The sequence below is a fragment of the Streptomyces sp. KPB2 genome (assembly GCF_003950055.1).
In the GTDB taxonomy this organism is placed as follows: Bacteria; Actinomycetota; Actinomycetes; order Streptomycetales; family Streptomycetaceae; genus Streptomyces; species Streptomyces salinarius.
The window spans coordinates 5,199,517-5,215,327 of sequence record NZ_CP034353.1; the positions used below are offsets into that span (position 1 = coordinate 5,199,517).

Annotated in this window: 13 protein-coding genes; 6 read left to right on the top strand and 7 right to left on the bottom strand. The window is 75.0% G+C overall.

The features are described from left to right. Positions 1-5: 5 nt before the first annotated feature. From D1J63_RS23455 to D1J63_RS23470, 4 genes are read right to left on the bottom strand one after another with little or no spacing between them, the layout of a single operon-like run. Complete coding sequence (locus tag D1J63_RS23455; RefSeq protein WP_125631397.1) at positions 6-1,373, bottom strand: AAA family ATPase; 1,368 nt, start codon at positions 1,371-1,373, stop codon at positions 6-8. Next, complete coding sequence (locus tag D1J63_RS23460) at positions 1,370-3,034, bottom strand: hypothetical protein (RefSeq protein WP_164712940.1); 1,665 nt, start codon at positions 3,032-3,034, stop codon at positions 1,370-1,372. The genes D1J63_RS23455 and D1J63_RS23460 overlap by 4 nt, the downstream gene beginning before the upstream one ends. Next, complete coding sequence (locus tag D1J63_RS23465; RefSeq protein ID WP_232250202.1) at positions 3,025-4,200, bottom strand: hypothetical protein; 1,176 nt, start codon at positions 4,198-4,200, stop codon at positions 3,025-3,027. The genes D1J63_RS23460 and D1J63_RS23465 overlap by 10 nt, the downstream gene beginning before the upstream one ends. Position 4,201: 1 nt before the next feature. Next, positions 4,202-5,215: a phosphatase PAP2 family protein gene (locus D1J63_RS23470; RefSeq protein ID WP_125631400.1), complete on the bottom strand. Its 1,014-nt coding sequence runs from the start codon at positions 5,213-5,215 to the stop codon at positions 4,202-4,204. Between the two features lie 212 nt (positions 5,216-5,427). Here D1J63_RS23470 and D1J63_RS23475 point away from each other — a divergent pair, with 212 nt between their 5' ends. Continuing rightward, positions 5,428-6,024 (top strand): histidine phosphatase family protein, encoded by a 597-nt coding sequence (locus D1J63_RS23475; RefSeq protein WP_007390057.1) that lies wholly within the window; start codon positions 5,428-5,430, stop codon positions 6,022-6,024. A gap of 525 nt (positions 6,025-6,549) precedes the next feature. Here the strand turns inward: D1J63_RS23475 and D1J63_RS23480 are convergent. Beyond that, on the bottom strand, positions 6,550-7,989 hold the full coding sequence (locus tag D1J63_RS23480; RefSeq protein WP_125631402.1) for a hypothetical protein: 1,440 nt from the start codon (positions 7,987-7,989) through the stop codon (positions 6,550-6,552). 281 nt (positions 7,990-8,270) lie between these two features. On the opposite strand from D1J63_RS23480, the gene D1J63_RS23485 reads away from it, so the two are divergent. Continuing rightward, the gene (locus tag D1J63_RS23485) at positions 8,271-8,651 is read left to right on the top strand and encodes a hypothetical protein (protein WP_164712941.1); all 381 of its coding nucleotides are present in this window, start codon (positions 8,271-8,273) and stop codon (positions 8,649-8,651) included. An 87-nt stretch (positions 8,652-8,738) separates the two neighbouring features. Continuing rightward, positions 8,739-9,611 (top strand): fused MFS/spermidine synthase, encoded by an 873-nt coding sequence (locus D1J63_RS23490; protein ID WP_102929458.1) that lies wholly within the window; start codon positions 8,739-8,741, stop codon positions 9,609-9,611. A gap of 21 nt (positions 9,612-9,632) precedes the next feature. Here D1J63_RS23490 and D1J63_RS23495 read toward each other — a convergent pair whose 3' ends face one another. Then, positions 9,633-10,199 carry a hypothetical protein gene (locus D1J63_RS23495; RefSeq protein WP_164712942.1) on the bottom strand — a complete coding sequence of 189 codons (567 nt, stop codon included), beginning with the start codon at positions 10,197-10,199 and terminating at the stop codon, positions 9,633-9,635. 119 nt (positions 10,200-10,318) lie between these two features. Between D1J63_RS23495 and D1J63_RS23500 the strand changes: the two genes are divergently transcribed. The 3 genes from D1J63_RS23500 (at position 10,319) to D1J63_RS23510 (ending at position 14,100) form a co-directional block, all read left to right on the top strand. Continuing rightward, positions 10,319-11,023: a response regulator transcription factor gene (locus D1J63_RS23500; RefSeq protein ID WP_164276689.1), complete on the top strand. Its 705-nt coding sequence runs from the start codon at positions 10,319-10,321 to the stop codon at positions 11,021-11,023. Next, a complete protein-coding gene (locus D1J63_RS23505) occupies positions 11,020-12,468 on the top strand; it encodes a HAMP domain-containing sensor histidine kinase (RefSeq protein WP_125631409.1) in 1,449 nt (482 codons plus the stop codon). Before D1J63_RS23500 ends, D1J63_RS23505 begins: the two co-directional genes overlap by 4 nt. Before the next feature lie 162 nt (positions 12,469-12,630). Beyond that, entirely contained in the window at positions 12,631-14,100 is a 1,470-nt protein-coding gene (locus D1J63_RS23510; RefSeq protein WP_125631411.1) for a cellulose binding domain-containing protein, read from the top strand. Between the two features lie 154 nt (positions 14,101-14,254). Here D1J63_RS23510 and D1J63_RS23515 read toward each other — a convergent pair whose 3' ends face one another. Then, positions 14,255-15,694 (bottom strand): GH1 family beta-glucosidase, encoded by a 1,440-nt coding sequence (locus D1J63_RS23515; protein WP_125631413.1) that lies wholly within the window; start codon positions 15,692-15,694, stop codon positions 14,255-14,257. Between the last annotated feature and the right edge of the window lie 117 nt (positions 15,695-15,811).

A 15,811-nucleotide genomic window follows, 5' to 3' on the forward strand; every position in this document is an offset into this window, starting at 1 on the left:
CCCGCTCAGGGCCGCCAGGCCACCCGGTGTTCCGCGAGGTGGGCCAGTACCGCGTGGTTGGCCTCCCAGCCGTCCGGGAACTTCACCAGCGTTCCCAGCTGGACCGGTTCCGTGGACGGGTAGTCGTCCAGGAGTGCGCCCACGCCCTCGCGGCAGACCACGATGCACGCGTGCCGGTGCCGGGAGGCCAGGACGCACAGGCGGCCGGTCTCCAGGTGGAAGGCGGTGGCGTCGGGGCGGCCGGAGAGCGGGTGCAGGACGACCGTGACGTCGTACTCGCGGCCCTGGAGGCGGTTGGCCGTGTCCACGGTCACGTCGTGCACACCGAGGTCGGCCAGCGCCGCGCGGACCGCCGCCGCCTGGTCGCGGTGCGCGGTGCCGACGGCGATGCGGGCGGCGGTGAGGGGAGCGGGGTCGGGCGAGCGCTCGGAGGTCGCCCGGCCCTCACGGTCGAGCAGGCGCCGGACCACCGCCGCCACCGCCCGCACCGCCTCCGGGTCGGTGCGCGGGGTGTGCCTGGGCGGAAGCTCCAGCAGGCCCCAGCCCGAGGCGGCCGCCTCGTCGATCACCCGGTCGGGGCCCGAGCCGTCCGACGGCACCGCGAAGGCCAGGCTCCGGTCGCCGTGGTCCGTGCCGCTGCGGAAGGGCGTGTACGGGTAGAAGGCGTCGGAGACCAGGCGGGCCGCCGACGCGGGCAGGCGCCAGGAGACCGGGAGACGGTGCTGGGGGAGCCCCGGGTTGTGGGCCAGGAGGGTCGTCACCGCCGAGGACGACGGGTCGTAGGCCAGGCCCGCCCACTGCTCGCTGCCCACCGTCGCGAACGGGTCCAGCTGGCCCGGGTCGCCCACGAACAGCGCCCGTTCGAAGAGCCCGGCGACCGCGAGCAGGGAGTCCGAACGCATCTGGTACGCCTCGTCGACGATCGCGTGCCGCCACGGCTCGTCCACCGTGACGTGCGCCCACTTCGCCGCCGTGGACAGGACGACGGCCAGCCCGGCGAGGTCGGCCGCCTTCGCCGACTTGCGGACGTTCTCCAGCCCGTCGAGCGCCTTGTCGTACGGGTCGGCGTCACTGCTGTGCAGGCGGCCCACCGGCAGGTCCGGGTTCTTCTCGGCCAGGCGCAGCACCAGGTCGTCCACCTGCGCGTTGGTCTGCGCCACCACCATCAGGGGGCGGCCCGCCTCAGCCAGCTCCAGCGCCGCCCGCACCACGAGCGTGGACTTCCCGGCGCCGGGCGGGGAGTCCACGACGACACCGCGCTCCGTGCCGTGCAGGGTGTCGTGGAGGATCGCCGCGGTGGCGCGGGCCGCCTCCGCGCCCGGGTCGAAGGCCTCGGGTGCGGATGCGGGTGCGGACAGGGCCTCGGCGGTCACAGCACGTCCTCCTCGGTCTGGGCGTCGGCGGCCTCCGGCACCGCGGCCGCTTCACCGGGCGGGCCGCCGTGCGTCCACGGGGTCTGCTCCGGGTCGGGGAGCTTCGCGCCGCCCCGCTGCTCGTGCTCGAAGAGCGTGAAGCAGACCAGGTCGCCCTTCTCGGGCACCGACCCGGCCTCGGGTTCCTTGCCGCGGCCCATCTTGTCCATGATCCGCAGGACCAGCGTCCCGTCGTCGGCTGCCCCGGTCCCGGCCCCCGTCCCGGTCCCGTCGTCCGGGTCGTCGTCGGACGGCGCGGGGCCGACGTACTCGGCCGTCTGGGGTTTGCCGCCCAGCGAGCGGTACACCTTCACCCGCTCGCCCAGGTGCGGGCGGTCGTCCGTGCGGATCGTCACCAGCGGGCGCGGGCTGGGCCGCTTGCTCTCGCTGTACGCCATCACCACGTCGACGACCTCACCCGCGAAGGCCTCCCCGGACAGCCGGCGTCCCGCCATCACCAGCGGATCGTCCAGCGCCTCCTGGGCCTCCAGGCGGGCCTGCTCACGCTCGCGCGTGGCCAGCTTGTTCGCCGCCGTCACCGCGTCGTCGCGGCGGGGCTGCGGGGGCTCACCGGCCAGGATGCGGTCGCGGTGCGAGGTGAACGACCAGCGGTCGCGGGTCCAGCGGTCCTCGACGTGCGCCCCTTCGGGCAGCTCGCCCAGCAGGTCCAGGCCGCGCCACACCGCGTCCCAGGTGGGGCGGGTACGGCTCTCGACCAGGACGCGGATCTCCCGCTCGGCGGCCACGAGCGCGCCGAGCCGGTCGTCGGCCTCCAGTCCGTCCTCGGCGGCGGCCAGCGCGGTACGGGCGCGGTCGTAGCGCTCGATGGCGGGCGCGAGCAGCTTGTTGTCGAAGGCCGGGTCGGTCGCCGGGCCCGCGGGCGGGCACAGCAACTGACCGTCGGCGTCGCGGGCCAGCTCGGCGCGGCGGGCCGCCTCGGCGCCGGTCAGGCCGGGGTTCCGCGCGTCCTCGGGCGCGATCCACGCGAGCAGGGCGCCCAGGTGCTGGTCCTCCAGCGTGGACTGCCCGGTCGCCCAGTGCCGGCCCAGCAGGTCGGTCATGGCCAGGAGGAGCGAGGAGCCGGGCACGCGGGCCCGCTCGCCGTAGTGGGTCAGCCATCGGCCGAGCAGCGGCACCCGGGGCGGCGCGGGGTGCGGGGTCTCCGGGTCCTGCTCCGCCGTACGCCGAAAGCGCATGGAGCGGCCCAGCAGCCGTACGAAGTCGACGCCGGCGCGGCTCGGCACGACCAGCTGCGCGGCGTCCGCGCACAGGTCGACCTCGACCTTGACCCGCTTGCCCGTCTCCGGATCGGTCTCGGTGCGCTCGGCGGCCTCGACGCGCTCCGCGTACGCCTCGACGTGCGGCAACACGATGTCGGCCAGCTCGGCCAGGAACGCGAAGCGCAGGTCGCGGTCGCGGGGCTGCGGCACGACCAGCAGCCGCGGCGCGTCCCGGTCGGTGCCGACCAGCGCGCCGAGCGGGGCTCCGGCCTCACCGGCGGTGATCAGCGGTACGAAGACCAGCGGACGGTCGGACAGGTGCCGGTGCCGGACGGTGGCGGCGGGCTGGGCACGGCCGGAGCGCACGGCCTCCAGCCGGGCGAGCGTGGTGATCAGCGACACGCGGACACCTCGCCGGCCCCGGCCCCGAGGCCGATCCCGATCCCGGCGCCGATTTCGGAAGCGCCGCCGGCGCCCGCCGGCCCGCCGGGTCCCGCACCGGCCGTCGCGAGCGCCTCCGCGCGCAGCCGGGCCGCCCTGCGCAGCGCGGCCACCGCCGGGTCGTCCGGGTCGCCGGCCTCCCCGCGGGCCGCGGCCAGCACCTCCTCGACCGTGGACAGCCCGCCCAGCTCGGCCCGGACCGGGCGGCCCAGGCGGGTCACCGCACCGGCGTCGCGGGAGCGGGCACGGCAGTGGAAGGCCAGCTCGCACGCGGACAGACACTCCGGCGCATACGTCGCCGGGACCGCCTCGACCGCCGCCGCGAGCTCTTCGGCCGACTGCTCGGGGGAGAAGCAGACGCCCTCCGGGAGCGCGTCGGCGATCTCCTCGATACGGGTCAGCCGGGCCAGCTGGCGGTCGGTGACGGCGCGCTGCTTGCGCACATCGACGGCGGAGGCGGTGGGCAGGTTGGAGAAGTCCTTGGGACAGACCAGCAGGACGCGGTGGCGCACGCGCGGGGCCGGGTCCAGCCGGGCCGCGACCCGCTCCAGGGCCAGCACGTACACCGCGGCCTGCCGCGCGGCGGCGCCGACCTTCGCCGGGTCGGCGGAGCCGTCCAGCATGGGGAAGGACTTGATCTCGACGACCGTCCAGCTGCCGTCCGGATGCACCACCACGGCGTCCGGCTCCAGGAAGGCGGGGGAACCGGCGACCTCGAGGGCGAGCATCGGATGGTCGAGCAGCGTCCACGCGCCGGCGGTGCCGGTGGCCTCGCGCAGGGCCAGCGCCGTGCGCGCCGCACGCCCCTCGGGGCCGGTGGCGGACAGGTCGGGCACCTCCACCCGGGCCTCGGCGGGCGGCTCGGCACCCCGGTCCAGCTTCTCGTGCACGAGCCGCAGCAGCTCGGCGCCGCCGTCCGCCTTCACCTTCGCCTCGAAGGCGTTGCCCCGGACGAGGGCGAACTGCGACTGCCCGAAGACCGACGGAGAGCCCAGCGCACTCGCCAGCGAGCCCTTGTCCACCCCGGCGCCGTCGAGGATCGCCCGTCGGCGGCACCCCGGGTTGGCGGCGAGGGCGGCCAGGGCGCGCGCGTCCAGCGCCTTGGCCGGTACGTCGGGACCGCGCAGCTCAGCGAGCCGGTGCCGGAGTCTCGTCCCCCGCGTCCGAGGGGGCGGGGTCCGGCTCGGCTCCCGCTCCGAACCGCTGCTCGCGCTGCCGTGGAAATCGCTCACCCGCGGAAGTCTGGCATCCGCCACTGACATTCGCGGAACCCGCGCCGTCCGCGGCGGTGGCGGAGGCCGTGGCGGGGGCGGACCCGGCAGCGGCCGCCGGGGCGTTGCCGGAGGCGGTCCCGGCCGGTGCGAGACGGGCCGGGAGCCGGGACCGCAGCCGCTGCGCGGTCCGCAGCACGAACGGCGTCAGCAGCAGCCCCACGCCCATCACGGCCGCGCCCGCGACCGCGTCGAGGAAGTAGTGGTTGGCGGTGCCCATGACCACGATCGTGGTGCCCAGGGGGTAGACGACGGCGACCACCTTCGCCGCGCGCGTGCCGCCGTAGCGCCACAGCATCACCCCGCACCACAGCGCCCAGCCCACGTGCAGGCTCGGCATCGCCGCGTACTGGTTGGTCATGCCGCCCATGCCGCGCGGCGCGCTGGCCGCGCCGCCCCACCAGCCGTACGAGCTGTACTGGGCCATCGTGTCGACGAAGCCGTGGGAGGCGTCCAGCAGCCGGGGCGGGCAGGTCGGCAGGAGGGTGAAGCCGATGAGACCGATGAACGTGGACGTCATCAGCCAGGTGCGGGCGGCCCGGTAGCGCACCGCGCGGGAGCGGAACAGCCAGATCAGGATCGCCGGGGTGACGAGGTAGTGCAGCGACGCGTACCAGAAGTCCGCCGGGACGCCGATCCACGGCTCTTTGGTGAAGAGACGGTTGAGGGGGTGCTCCGCGTTGAGGAAGAGCGCCTTCTCGATGTCCAGGATGGCCAGGCCGTGGTCGACGGCGTCGGTGACGTCGCCCCGCACGAGCAGGCGCCCGGCGCTGTAACAGGCGTACACGAGGACGATGAGCGGCAGCTCGGTCCACCAGCGCAGCCGAGTCTTCGGGGCTGTCTCGGTGCCCGGTTTCTCGGTGTGCCGCAATCCGATCGCCCTCCCCCTCTTCTCGTTCCCGTTTCTCGTTCACTCGTGCGCCCGGACGGACACGGACGAGCCACTCTACGGCCTCGCCGGGCCCGCCCCGCGAAGCGCCCTCGGACCGGATAGACGCGGGCAGTGCCCCTCGGGTTGCCCGCACGGACAGTACGGGATGATGGAGGCGTCCTCTCAGACATTTCTCCCGGAAAGGCCTCTTCATGGCACCGCGCATTCTGCTGGCCCGGCACGGACAGACGGAGTGGTCGCTGTCCGGCAGACACACCGGCAGGACCGACGTGCCGCTCCTGGAGGAGGGCCGGCGCGGCGCGAAGCTGCTCGGCGAGCGGCTGCACCGGGCGCCGCTGGACGGGCTGGACGGCGTGGAGGTGCGGACCAGTCCGCTGGTGCGCGCGAGCGAGACCTGTGAGCTGGCGGGCTTCGGCGAGCGCGCACGCGCGTGGGACACGTTGATGGAGTGGGACTACGGCGCGTACGAGGGCATGACGCCGGACCAGATCCAGGCCGTGCGGCCCGGCTGGCTGATCTGGCGGGACGGGGTGCCCGAGGGGGAGAGCGTGGCGGACGTCACCGCGCGCGCGGACGAGGTGGTGGCGTGGGCGCGGGAGGCGGAGCGGGACGTGCTCGTCTTCGCCCACGGGCACGTGCTGCGGGCGATCGGGGCGCGGTGGCTGGGGCTGCCGGTGTCGTTCGGGGCGCGGATACGGCTGAATCCGACGTCGCTTTCGGTGCTGGGGTGGGCGTACGGGGAGCCGGCGGTGGAGAGCTGGAACGACGTGGGGCACCTCGTCGGCTGACGGTTGGTGCCGGTGCCGTGTTTGACGGTGCCGTGTTCGGCGGTGCCCGGCGTCGGGGCTGGGCGGGGGTGGGGTGCGCGGCCCGGCGTTGCGGGGTGCCGCTGCGCCCACCCGTGCCGCCCCAGCGGCACGACTGCCCGCAGCTGCGGCGGGGGTGGTGCGACTGCGCGCGGCGGTGGCGGGGGAGTGGTGCGGCTGCGCGGGGCGGCGGTGTGGGGGTGGTGCGGCTGCGTGCGGCGGCGGGGAGCGGCACGACTGCCCGCAGCTGCGGCGGGGGTGGTGCGACTGCGCGCGGCGGTGGCGGGGGAGTGGTGCGGCTGCGCGGGGCGGCGGTGTGGGGGTGGTGCGGCTGCGTGCGGCGGCGGGGAGCGGCACGACTGCCCGCAGCTGCGGCGGGGGTGGTGCGACTGCGCGCGGCGGTGGCGGGGGAGTGGTGCGGCTGCGCAGGGCGGTGGTGTGGGGGTGGTGCGACTGCGCGCGGCGGCCGGGAGTGGTGCGGCTGCGTGCCGTGGGGGCGGGGGGTGGCTATGCCGGTCGGGCGAGTGCTGTGTGGCGGTCCAGGAAGGTGGAGACGGCTGGGGAGCGGCGGTGGGGGAGGAGGACCCGGGCCGTGCCCGCCAGCATCGTGTGGATGCGGGAGGACTGCACCTCGCCCAGCAGGTCCAGGACCCGCATCCCCGCCCCCGCCGCCTCGTCGGGGCGACCGCCCCGGGCCAGGTCGTCCGCCAGCTCCGCCGAGTACAGCGCGAGGTTCCGGGTGAAGTGCGGGTCCTGGAGGTCCGCCGCCCGCCGCGCGTGCCGGGCCGCCCGGGGCCAGTCGCCCAGGGTGGACCAGCACTGGGCCTCCAGCCCCTCCAGTTCGGCCTCGCCGTAGAAGCTCATCCACTCGGGGTCGGTGTCCGACGGACCCCGCCCGTAGAAGGCCTGCGCGCGGGCCAGTGCCTGCTCGCAGCCGACCCGGTCGGCGAGCCCCGCCCAGCCGCCCGCCTCGCGCAGCGCGAGCAGGGACATCAGCCGGTCCGAGCCCAGCGGGCGGGCGGCGCGCTGCGCGGCCTGAGCCGCCCGTACCGCCTCGCGCGGCCGGCCGGCGTCGCGGGCCAGGAACGCCATGTTGCAGAAGGCGTGCGCCTCCAGGCCCGCGTCGCCGTTCATGCGGGCGGTGGCGAGGGCCTCGGCGTAGTGGGAGCGCGCGTCGTCGAAGCGCCCCGAGTCGTGCGCCAGCCAGCCCACGGAGATCGCCAGTTCACCGGCGCCCGTGTAGAGCCGGTCCGCGGTCGCCTGCCGGGACGCGCCGGCGTCCAGGAGCGCGTACGCGGTGCGCAGCGGGGCCGCCGCGCGCCGGTAGAGCCCGTCCGCGCCGTGCCGGTCGTCCAGCAGCCGGATCCGGCGGACGGCTTCCTCGAGGGCGCCGGCCTCCCCCGTCCCGGCCCGGCGCGTGGGGCGCCCGGCCGCCGCGGCGTCGAGGGCGAGTCCCAGGGGGCCGAGCGAGGCGGCGGCCACCGTGGCACCGCTCGTCATGAATGCGCGACGCAGCACGTCGCTCTCCTCGTTGTTGTCGTGCGTTTCGTACAGGTCTTGCAGGCCTTGCAGGTCTTGCGTGTCTCGGACGTCTTGCGTGTCATGCGTCTCATACGGCTCACCCGCCCCTCGCGACTCACCCGGGGTGCGCGCCTGCCGTCCGCGCACCGACGAGCGGGGTGCGAACCCCAGGTCGGTGAGCGTGCGGCCGGGGAACATGTGCAGGAACACCCGTTCGTAGGCGTAGTTGGGACAGCGGATCTCGCCCGCCTCGACCCGGCCCACATAGCGCGCGTCGCAGCTGACCCGCTCGCCGATCTCGCGCGCGGCCCGGCGGACCGCCGCCGCGAACTCCGCCGGGGAGCGCTTGCCGCGCAACCGCCTGAAGGCGAGGTTCGGCCGCGGGGGCCGTTCTGGCTGGGCGGAGGTCACCGTTGACGACGCCATGGCCGGGTCCTCTCGTGCGAACCGTCGAACCATGCCGGGGAAGGACACGACCGCGCGGCCCTGTTTCCGGCGAGCAAGAACGTACCGGCTGTGACGAAGCCGGTACGCGCTGTTTGGCTACAAACCGGATATCTCATCCACGATCTGCCATGAAGTGCCATCCTTTGCGGCGGCCCCGTGCCGTAGCCGTTGACGGTCCGCCGCGTTGAACCGGGTGGACCGGGAGACCCCCCGACTCCCGATCCGCTCGTCCGAGGAGGAGTTCCGTGGTGGAGGCCGGGATGGACACCAGTGTCAGCGTTCCCCCCTGCGATGCCTGTGACGTCGTCACCGTGCCGACCCGGCAGGGTCTGGAGGCGGTCGACATCATCCGGCGGGGAGCCGGTGAGGGCGTGGGCTCGGTGCTCCACGACGACGGCTGCGACACCCTGGGCTTCCTGGTGCCGCCGGGCACCGCCGCCGCCTGGGACGTGCCGGGCAGCACCTGCACGGAGACGGACGGCCGGGGCCTGAGCATCGTCCCGGAGCCCGAGCCGCCCCTGGAGGGCTCCGACTGGCTGCTGCCGCCCGGCGAGGCGGACCTGGCGACCGACCCCGCCGTCCTGCGAGCCGCGCTCGGCGAGGCGGCCCGCCTGATCAGGGCCGCGGACAGCTGCCGCTGAGGAATCCCGCGGACTGCTGCCGCTGAGCAGTGCCCGTGGACCGCGGCCGCTGCGCGGGGCGCTTCCACCCGGTCCGACAATGGACCCATGGGAAAGTCCAGGAACAACGCCCGTCGCGGGCGCGCCGCCGCCGAAACCGTCGTCGAGGACGTCGACGGAGGGCGCGCCGAGCTGGTGCCCGACCGCGACCGGCCGCGGGCCCGGACGCTGCTGATCGACGGCGCCCCGCAGTCGCACGTCGACCTCGACGACCCCGCGTACCTGTCCTTCGAGTACCAGCGCCGCATCGGCCACGTCATCGACCTGGCCGCCCCGCCGGGCAAGCCGGTCCGGGCCGTGCACCTGGGCGGCGGCGCCCTCACCCTCGCCCGCTACGTCGCCGCCACCCGCCCCCGCTCCACCCAGCAGGTCGTCGAACGCGACGCGGCCCTCGTCCACCTGGTCCGCCGGGAGCTCCCCCTGGACCCGGCCGCGCGGATACGGGTGCGCTCCACCGACGCCCGCGCCGGGCTGGCCAAGGTGCCCGACGGCTGGGCCGACCTCGTCGTCGCGGACGTCTTCGCCGGCGCCCGCACGCCGGGCCACCTGACCTCCACCGAGTTCCTCGACGAGGTGCGGCGCGCGCTCGCGCCCGGCGGGGTCTACGCCGCCAACCTCGCGGATGGGCCGCCGCTCGCCCACCTGCGCGGCCAGATCGCCACCGCGGCCGCCCGGTTCGCCGAACTCGCCCTCGTCGCCGACCCGGCCGTACTGCGCGGCAAACGTTTCGGCAACGCGATCCTGGTCGCCTCCGACCACCCGCTGCCCCTCGCCGAACTCACCCGCCGCGCCGCCTCCGACCCGCACACCGCGCGCGTGGAACACGGCCGCGCGCTCGCCGACTTCACCGGCGGCGCCCAGCCCGTGACGGACGCGGCCGCGGTGGACTCGCCGGCGCCGCCGGAGTCCGTCTTCAAGTGAGCCCTACCGGGGCGGCTCGGGTCAGTAACTGCCGATCTCCACCCGCGGCGGCCCGTCGTGCCACGTGCAGAAGACCGACACCCGGTCCGCGCCCGAGGTGAACTCCACCCGGATCCACGACTCCGTCTTCCACACCTGCATCGACCAGCCCGCGCCGGGCGTCGCCGACACCAGGGACGCGGACGACGTACCGAGGTCGAAGACCGCGCGGCCCCCGTCGGTGTCGTAGCTCCTGACCCGGCCGGACGTCGCGGGAGCGGGGCTCGCCGGGGCCGCGGGCGGCGTGGTGGAGGGTGCGGTGCGCGAGGGGGCGGGGTCCGGCTCGCGGGGTGTGCCGCCCGGCGCCGGCGACGCGCTGTCCGACGGTGAGGGCGAGGGTGAGGGCCGGCTGGTGGACGACGCCAGGGACTCCCCGTCGTCGCCGTCCTCCCCGTCCCGCACGCTCGCGTCGGCGGCCGTGATGGGCAGCGCGCGGGGAGCGTCGTAGGCCGTGCCGGCCATCACCGTGTGGACGCCCCACCACGACAGGGTGACCGCGGCGCCGGTGGCGAGCAGCCAGGCGATCACGTGGACGAGTCCTCTGCGCATCGCGGCCATACTGCCTCACCCGCCCCACGCGTGTCGCCCGAACGCCGTGTGACGCGGGCCCGGGCGGAGTTGTCCACAGGCTCGGACCGGGTCGGTCCGCATGGCGTACGGTGCCGCCCATGGCAAGTGTGCTCGTGGTCGAGGACGACCAGTTCGTACGCTCGGCGCTCATCCGGCAGCTGACCGACGCCTCGCACACCGTGCGCAGCGTGGGCACGGCACTGGAGGCGCTGCGCGAGGTCGCCCATTTCCGGTTCGACGTGGTGATCCTGGACCTCGGACTGCCCGACCTGGACGGCTCCGAGGCGCTGAAGATGCTGCGCGGCATCACCGACGTACCGGTGATCGTCGCCACCGCCCGGGACGACGAGGCGGAGGTGGTGCGGCTGTTGAACGCGGGCGCGGACGACTACCTCACCAAGCCGTTCTCCGTCGAGCACCTGTCGGCCCGGATGGCGGCCGTGCTGCGCCGGGCCCGCGGCGGCCCGGCGGAGGCGGCGCCCCCGACCGTCCTCAGGGTCGGCGGCCTCACCGTCGACCCGCTGCGCCGCCAGGCCGAACTGGACGGCGCGGTCCTGGACCTGACCCGCCGCGAGTTCGACCTGCTCGCCTTCCTGGCCGGCCGGCCAGGGGTCGTCGTCCCCCGCAAGGAGCTGCTCGCCGAGGTCTGGCAGCAGTCCTACGGCGACGACCAGACCATCGACGTCCACCTGTCCTGGCTGCGCCGCAAACTGGGCGAGACCGCGGCCCGGCCGCGCTATCTGCACACCCTGCGCGGCGTCGGCGTGAAGCTGGAGCCGCCGCGACTGGAGCCACCCCGATGAGATGGGCCCTGGTCAAGGTCTCGCTGGCGGTCACCGCCATGGTCGTGGTCGCCTTCGCCGTGCCCCTCGGACTCGTCATCCGCGAGATGGCCCGGGACCGCGCCTTCTCCAACGCCGAACGGGAGGCCGCCGCCGTCGCCCCCGCCCTGTCCATCACCACCGACCGCGAGCAGCTGGAACGCGTCGTGGCCTCCGCCGGTTCGGACGCCGGGATGGCCGTGCACATACCGGCGCCCGGTGACGGGAGCGGGGACGCGACCGACATCGGCCGGCAGCGCGCCACCGACGAGGACATCGCCGCCGTACGGGAGATGGGGCGGGCCTCCACCACCGAGGTGGGCGGCGGCTCCACCCTGCTCCAGCCGGTCGCGCTCAGTTCCGGCGAGATCGCCGTCGTCGAGGTGTACGTCCCCGAGTCCGCGGTGACCAACGGCGTCGGCACCGCCTGGGCGGTGCTCGCGGCGGTGGGCGCCGCCCTGATCGTCGGCTCCGTCGCGGTCGCCGACCGGCTGGGCGTACGGATGGTGCAGCCCGCGCGGCGCCTGGTCGACGGGGCGCACGAGCTGGGCGAGGGCAGGCTGGGCGCGCGGGTGCCCGTGGAGGGGCCGGACGAACTGCGGCGCGCCGCGGTCGCGTTCAACTCCATGGCCGACCAGGTCGTCCAGCTCCTCGCCAACGAACGGGAGCTGGCCGCCGACCTGTCCCACCGGCTGCGCACCCCGCTGACCGTGCTGCGCCTCAACGCGGCCTCGCTCGGCGACGGGCCCGCCGCCGAGCAGACCCGGGCCGCCGTCGAGCAGCTGGAGCGCGAGGTCGACACCATCATCCGCACCGCCCGGGACGCCAAGCCGCAGACCGCCGCCGCCGGACCCGGCGCCGGGTGCGACGCCGCCGAGGTGGTCCGGGAACGCATGGGGTTCTGGTCGGCCCTCGCCGAGGACGAGGGCCGCAAGTGGCGGGTGGCCGGCGCCGACCGGCCGGTGCGCATACCTGTGGCCCGCGCCGACCTCGCCGCCTCCCTCGACGCGCTGCTCGGCAACGTCTTCCGGCACACCGCCGAGGGCACCGCCTTCGCCGTCGACCTGCACAACGGCGAGGACGCGGTGATCGTGCTGGTCTCCGACGCGGGCGCCGGGATAGCCGACCCCGAGGCGGCGATGGCCCGCGGTCGGGGCTCGGGCACCGACGGGTCGACCGGGCTCGGCCTGGACATCGTGCGCCGGATGGCCGAGTCGACCGGCGGCGACGTACGCATCGGCGCCTCCGTGCTGGGCGGCACCGAGGTGCGGATCTGGATCCAGCTGGACGGGCGGACGGCACCGGCGCGGCGCGGGCACCGGGGAGCGGTACGCCGACGCAGACAGGGCCGTACGCAGGCGCGGGCGAAGACGCAGACGCAGACGTCGGCGCCGTCACCGGCGGTCCGGGCCGGTCGCGACCATTAATCGGTCCCGATCCCTTCCTTAAGCCCACCCTAAGATCGCCAATCCCCGCCCGGATCAGGCGCTTTGCCCGTTTCCGGATCGCTAGCGTGCTGCCGCACCCACCCCCACCCGCCCTCGCCGCGTCCCCGCGAGGGCACCGTGAACAGCGAAGGCAGGCACGTGATGCGTACGCACCGACGCAAGGTCAGTGGCAGGAACAAGGCGATCGGCGCCGTCGTCGCGGCGGCCGTGGCCGGGGGCGGCGCGCTGCTGTTCACCAGCACCGCCCAGGCGGCCGCGGTCGGCGCCGCGTACACGAAGACCAGCGAGTGGTCGACGGGCTACACCGCCCAGTACGTAGTCACCAACACCAGCGGGCAGGCGAAGGCGGACTGGACGCTGGAGTTCGACCTGCCCTCGGGCGCGAAGCTCGGTTCGCTGTGGAACGCCGAGTCGAAGGTCGACGGGCAGCACGTCACCGTCACCCCGCCGAAGTGGGACACGGACGGGCTGAAGGCCGGCGAGTCCGTCACGGTCGGCTTCGTCGTCAACGGCACCGCCGACCCCACCGGTTGCCTCGTCGACGACGCCGCCTGCTCGACGGACGACGGCGCCACCCCCGAGCCCAGCGGCCGCCCCACCGAGCCCCCGGCCCCTACGCCCACGCCGACCCCCACCCCCACCGGCACCACCGAGCCGGCCCCGACCGAGACCCCCACCACCCCGGCGCCCACCGGAACCCCCGGCGACGGCACCGACGCGGGCGCCGGCTTCGCGCCGTACGTCGACACCTCCCTCTACCCGGCCTTCGACCTGCTCGCGCACTCCGCGGCGACCGGCGTGAAGGAGTACAACCTCGCCTTCGTCACCGACGGCGGCGGCTGCACCCCCAAGTGGGGCGGCGTCACCGACCTCGGCAGTGACGCCGTCGCGAACCAGATAGGCGACCTGCGTGCCAAGGGCGGCGACGTGCGGGTCTCGTTCGGCGGCGCCTCCGGTTCCGAACTGGGCACGACCTGCACGTCGGCCGACGCGCTCGCGGCGGCGTACGGCAAGGTCGTCGACGCGTACAAGCTCACCAAGGTCGACTTCGACGTCGAGGGCGGGGCGCTGCCCGACAAGGCCGCCAACACCCGCCGCGCCCAGGCCATCGCCGCGCTCCAGAAGCAGCACCCCGGCCTGGACGTCTCCTTCACCCTCCCGGTGATGCCCGAGGGCCTCACCCAGGCGGGCGTCGACCTGCTCGCCGACGCCGAGAAGAACGGCGTGGACATCGACGCCGTCAACATCATGGCGATGGACTACGGCCCCGCGTACAGCGACGACATGGGCACCTACGCCATCCAGGCCGCCACCGCCACCCAGGCCCAGATCAAGGGCGTCCTCGGCCTGTCCGACGCGGAGGCCTGGAAGACGGTCGCCGTCACCCCGATGATCGGCGTCAACGACGTCGCCTCCGAGGTCTTCAAGGTCGACGACGCGACCCAGCTCGTGGAGTTCGCCGAGTCCAAGGGCCTCGGCGCGCTGTCCATGTGGTCCGCCACCCGCGACAAGGCCTGCCCCGGCGGCCCCAAGCCCTCGGCCGACGCCACCTGCAGCTCCGTCGACCAGGCGCCCAACGCCTTCTCCAAGGCGTTCGCCGCCTACAAGTAGCCCGGCCCCGGCTCCCCCGAACAGGGCCGGGCCCCACACCGGCCCTGCGAGCGGGGCGCGGCATCCCCCCGTGGGATGCCGCGCCCCGTGTCCCGCGTTCCCGACGCGTACCTCCCGCGTCGTTCCTCCCGCGTTCCTCCGGCTGCCCGAAGGCCTACTCGGCCGCGTCCAGCGGCGGCAGCGTCCCCGTGCGGGCCGCCCGGCCGTACCACAGGGCGCTCGACTTCGGGGTGCGCTGCTGGGAGGCGTAGTCGACGTACACCGCGCCGAAGCGCTTCTCGTAGCCGTACGCCCACTCGAAGTTGTCCAGCAGGGACCACAGGTAGTAGCCGCGCACGTCGGCGCCGTCGGCGATGGCCTGCCGGACCGCCGTGAGGTGGCCGTTCAGGTAGGCGACCCGATCGGGGTCGTGGACCGAGCCGTCCGCGCCGGGCTTGTCGTCGTAGGCGGCGCCGTTCTCGCTGATGTACAGCGGCATGCCGGGGGCCTCGCGGTGGTAGCGCATGATCAGCTCGTGCAGGCCGGACGGGTCGACGCTCCAGCCCATCTCGGTGCGCTCGCCCGGCGGCTGGTGGAACGCCACGTCGTCCGCGGCGGGCCACGGCGAGTGGTCGCTGGCGCCGTGGCCGTCGGCGCGCGGGGCGCGCGAGTCGGCGTCGGCCGCCGACACCACGGTGGGCGTGTAGTAGTTGAGGCAGATCGCGTCGACCGGCTGCCGGATCTGCCCCAGGTCGCCGTCCTGGACGTGCGACCAGTCCGACACCGGCGCCGTCGCCTCCAGCAGGGACTGCGGGTAGGCGCCGTGCAGGATCGGGCCGTGGAAGATCCCGCCGGACAGGTCGTCGATCTTCCGCGCCGCCGCCAGGTCCGCCGGGTTCTGCGACAGCGGCCGCACGACGGACGTGTTGAGGCTGATCGCCACCGAGTTGCGGGCCGGCATCACCGAACGCAGCGCCACCGTGCCCAGGCCGTGCGCCAGGTTCAGGTGGTGCGCGGCGCGCAGCGCGGCCGCCGGGTCGGTACGGCCGGGGGCGTGCACCCCGGAGGCGTAGCCCAGGAAGGCGGCGCACCACGGCTCGTTGAGCGTGATCCACTGCTCGACCCGGTCACCGAGGGCCTCGCCGACGATCTGCGCGTACTCGGCGAACCGGTACGCCGTGTCCCGCTCGGGCCAGCCGCCCGCGTCCTCCAGCTCCTGCGGCAGGTCCCAGTGGTAGAGGGTGACGGCGGGCTTGATCCCGGCGGCCAGCAGCTCGTCCACCAGGCGGCGGTAGAAGTCCAGGCCGCGCTGGACGGCGGGGCCGCGGCCGGTCGGCTGCACCCGGGGCCAGGAGATCGAGAAGCGGTAGGCGCCGAGGCCCAGGTCCTTCATCAGCGCCACGTCGTCGCGGTAGCGGTGGTAGTGGTCGACAGCGATGTCACCGGTGTCCCCGCCGGCCGTCTTTCCGGGGGTGTGGCTGAAGGTGTCCCAGATCGAGGGGGTACGGCCGTCCTCCCGCACCGCGCCCTCGATCTGGTACGCCGAGGTGGCGGCGCCCCAGAGGAAGGCAGGGGGGAAGGTCACCGGGGTCACCGGCGTTGCGGACTCAAGCATGGAAGCGCTCCCATAGAGGGTTCGTGGCGGGTCGTCCCGGCCGGCGCGAGGCCCGGCCGGTGGACCGACGGGTGGAAGGACGAGGGGGGAAGCCGGGCAGGGGGCGGCGGCCACGGC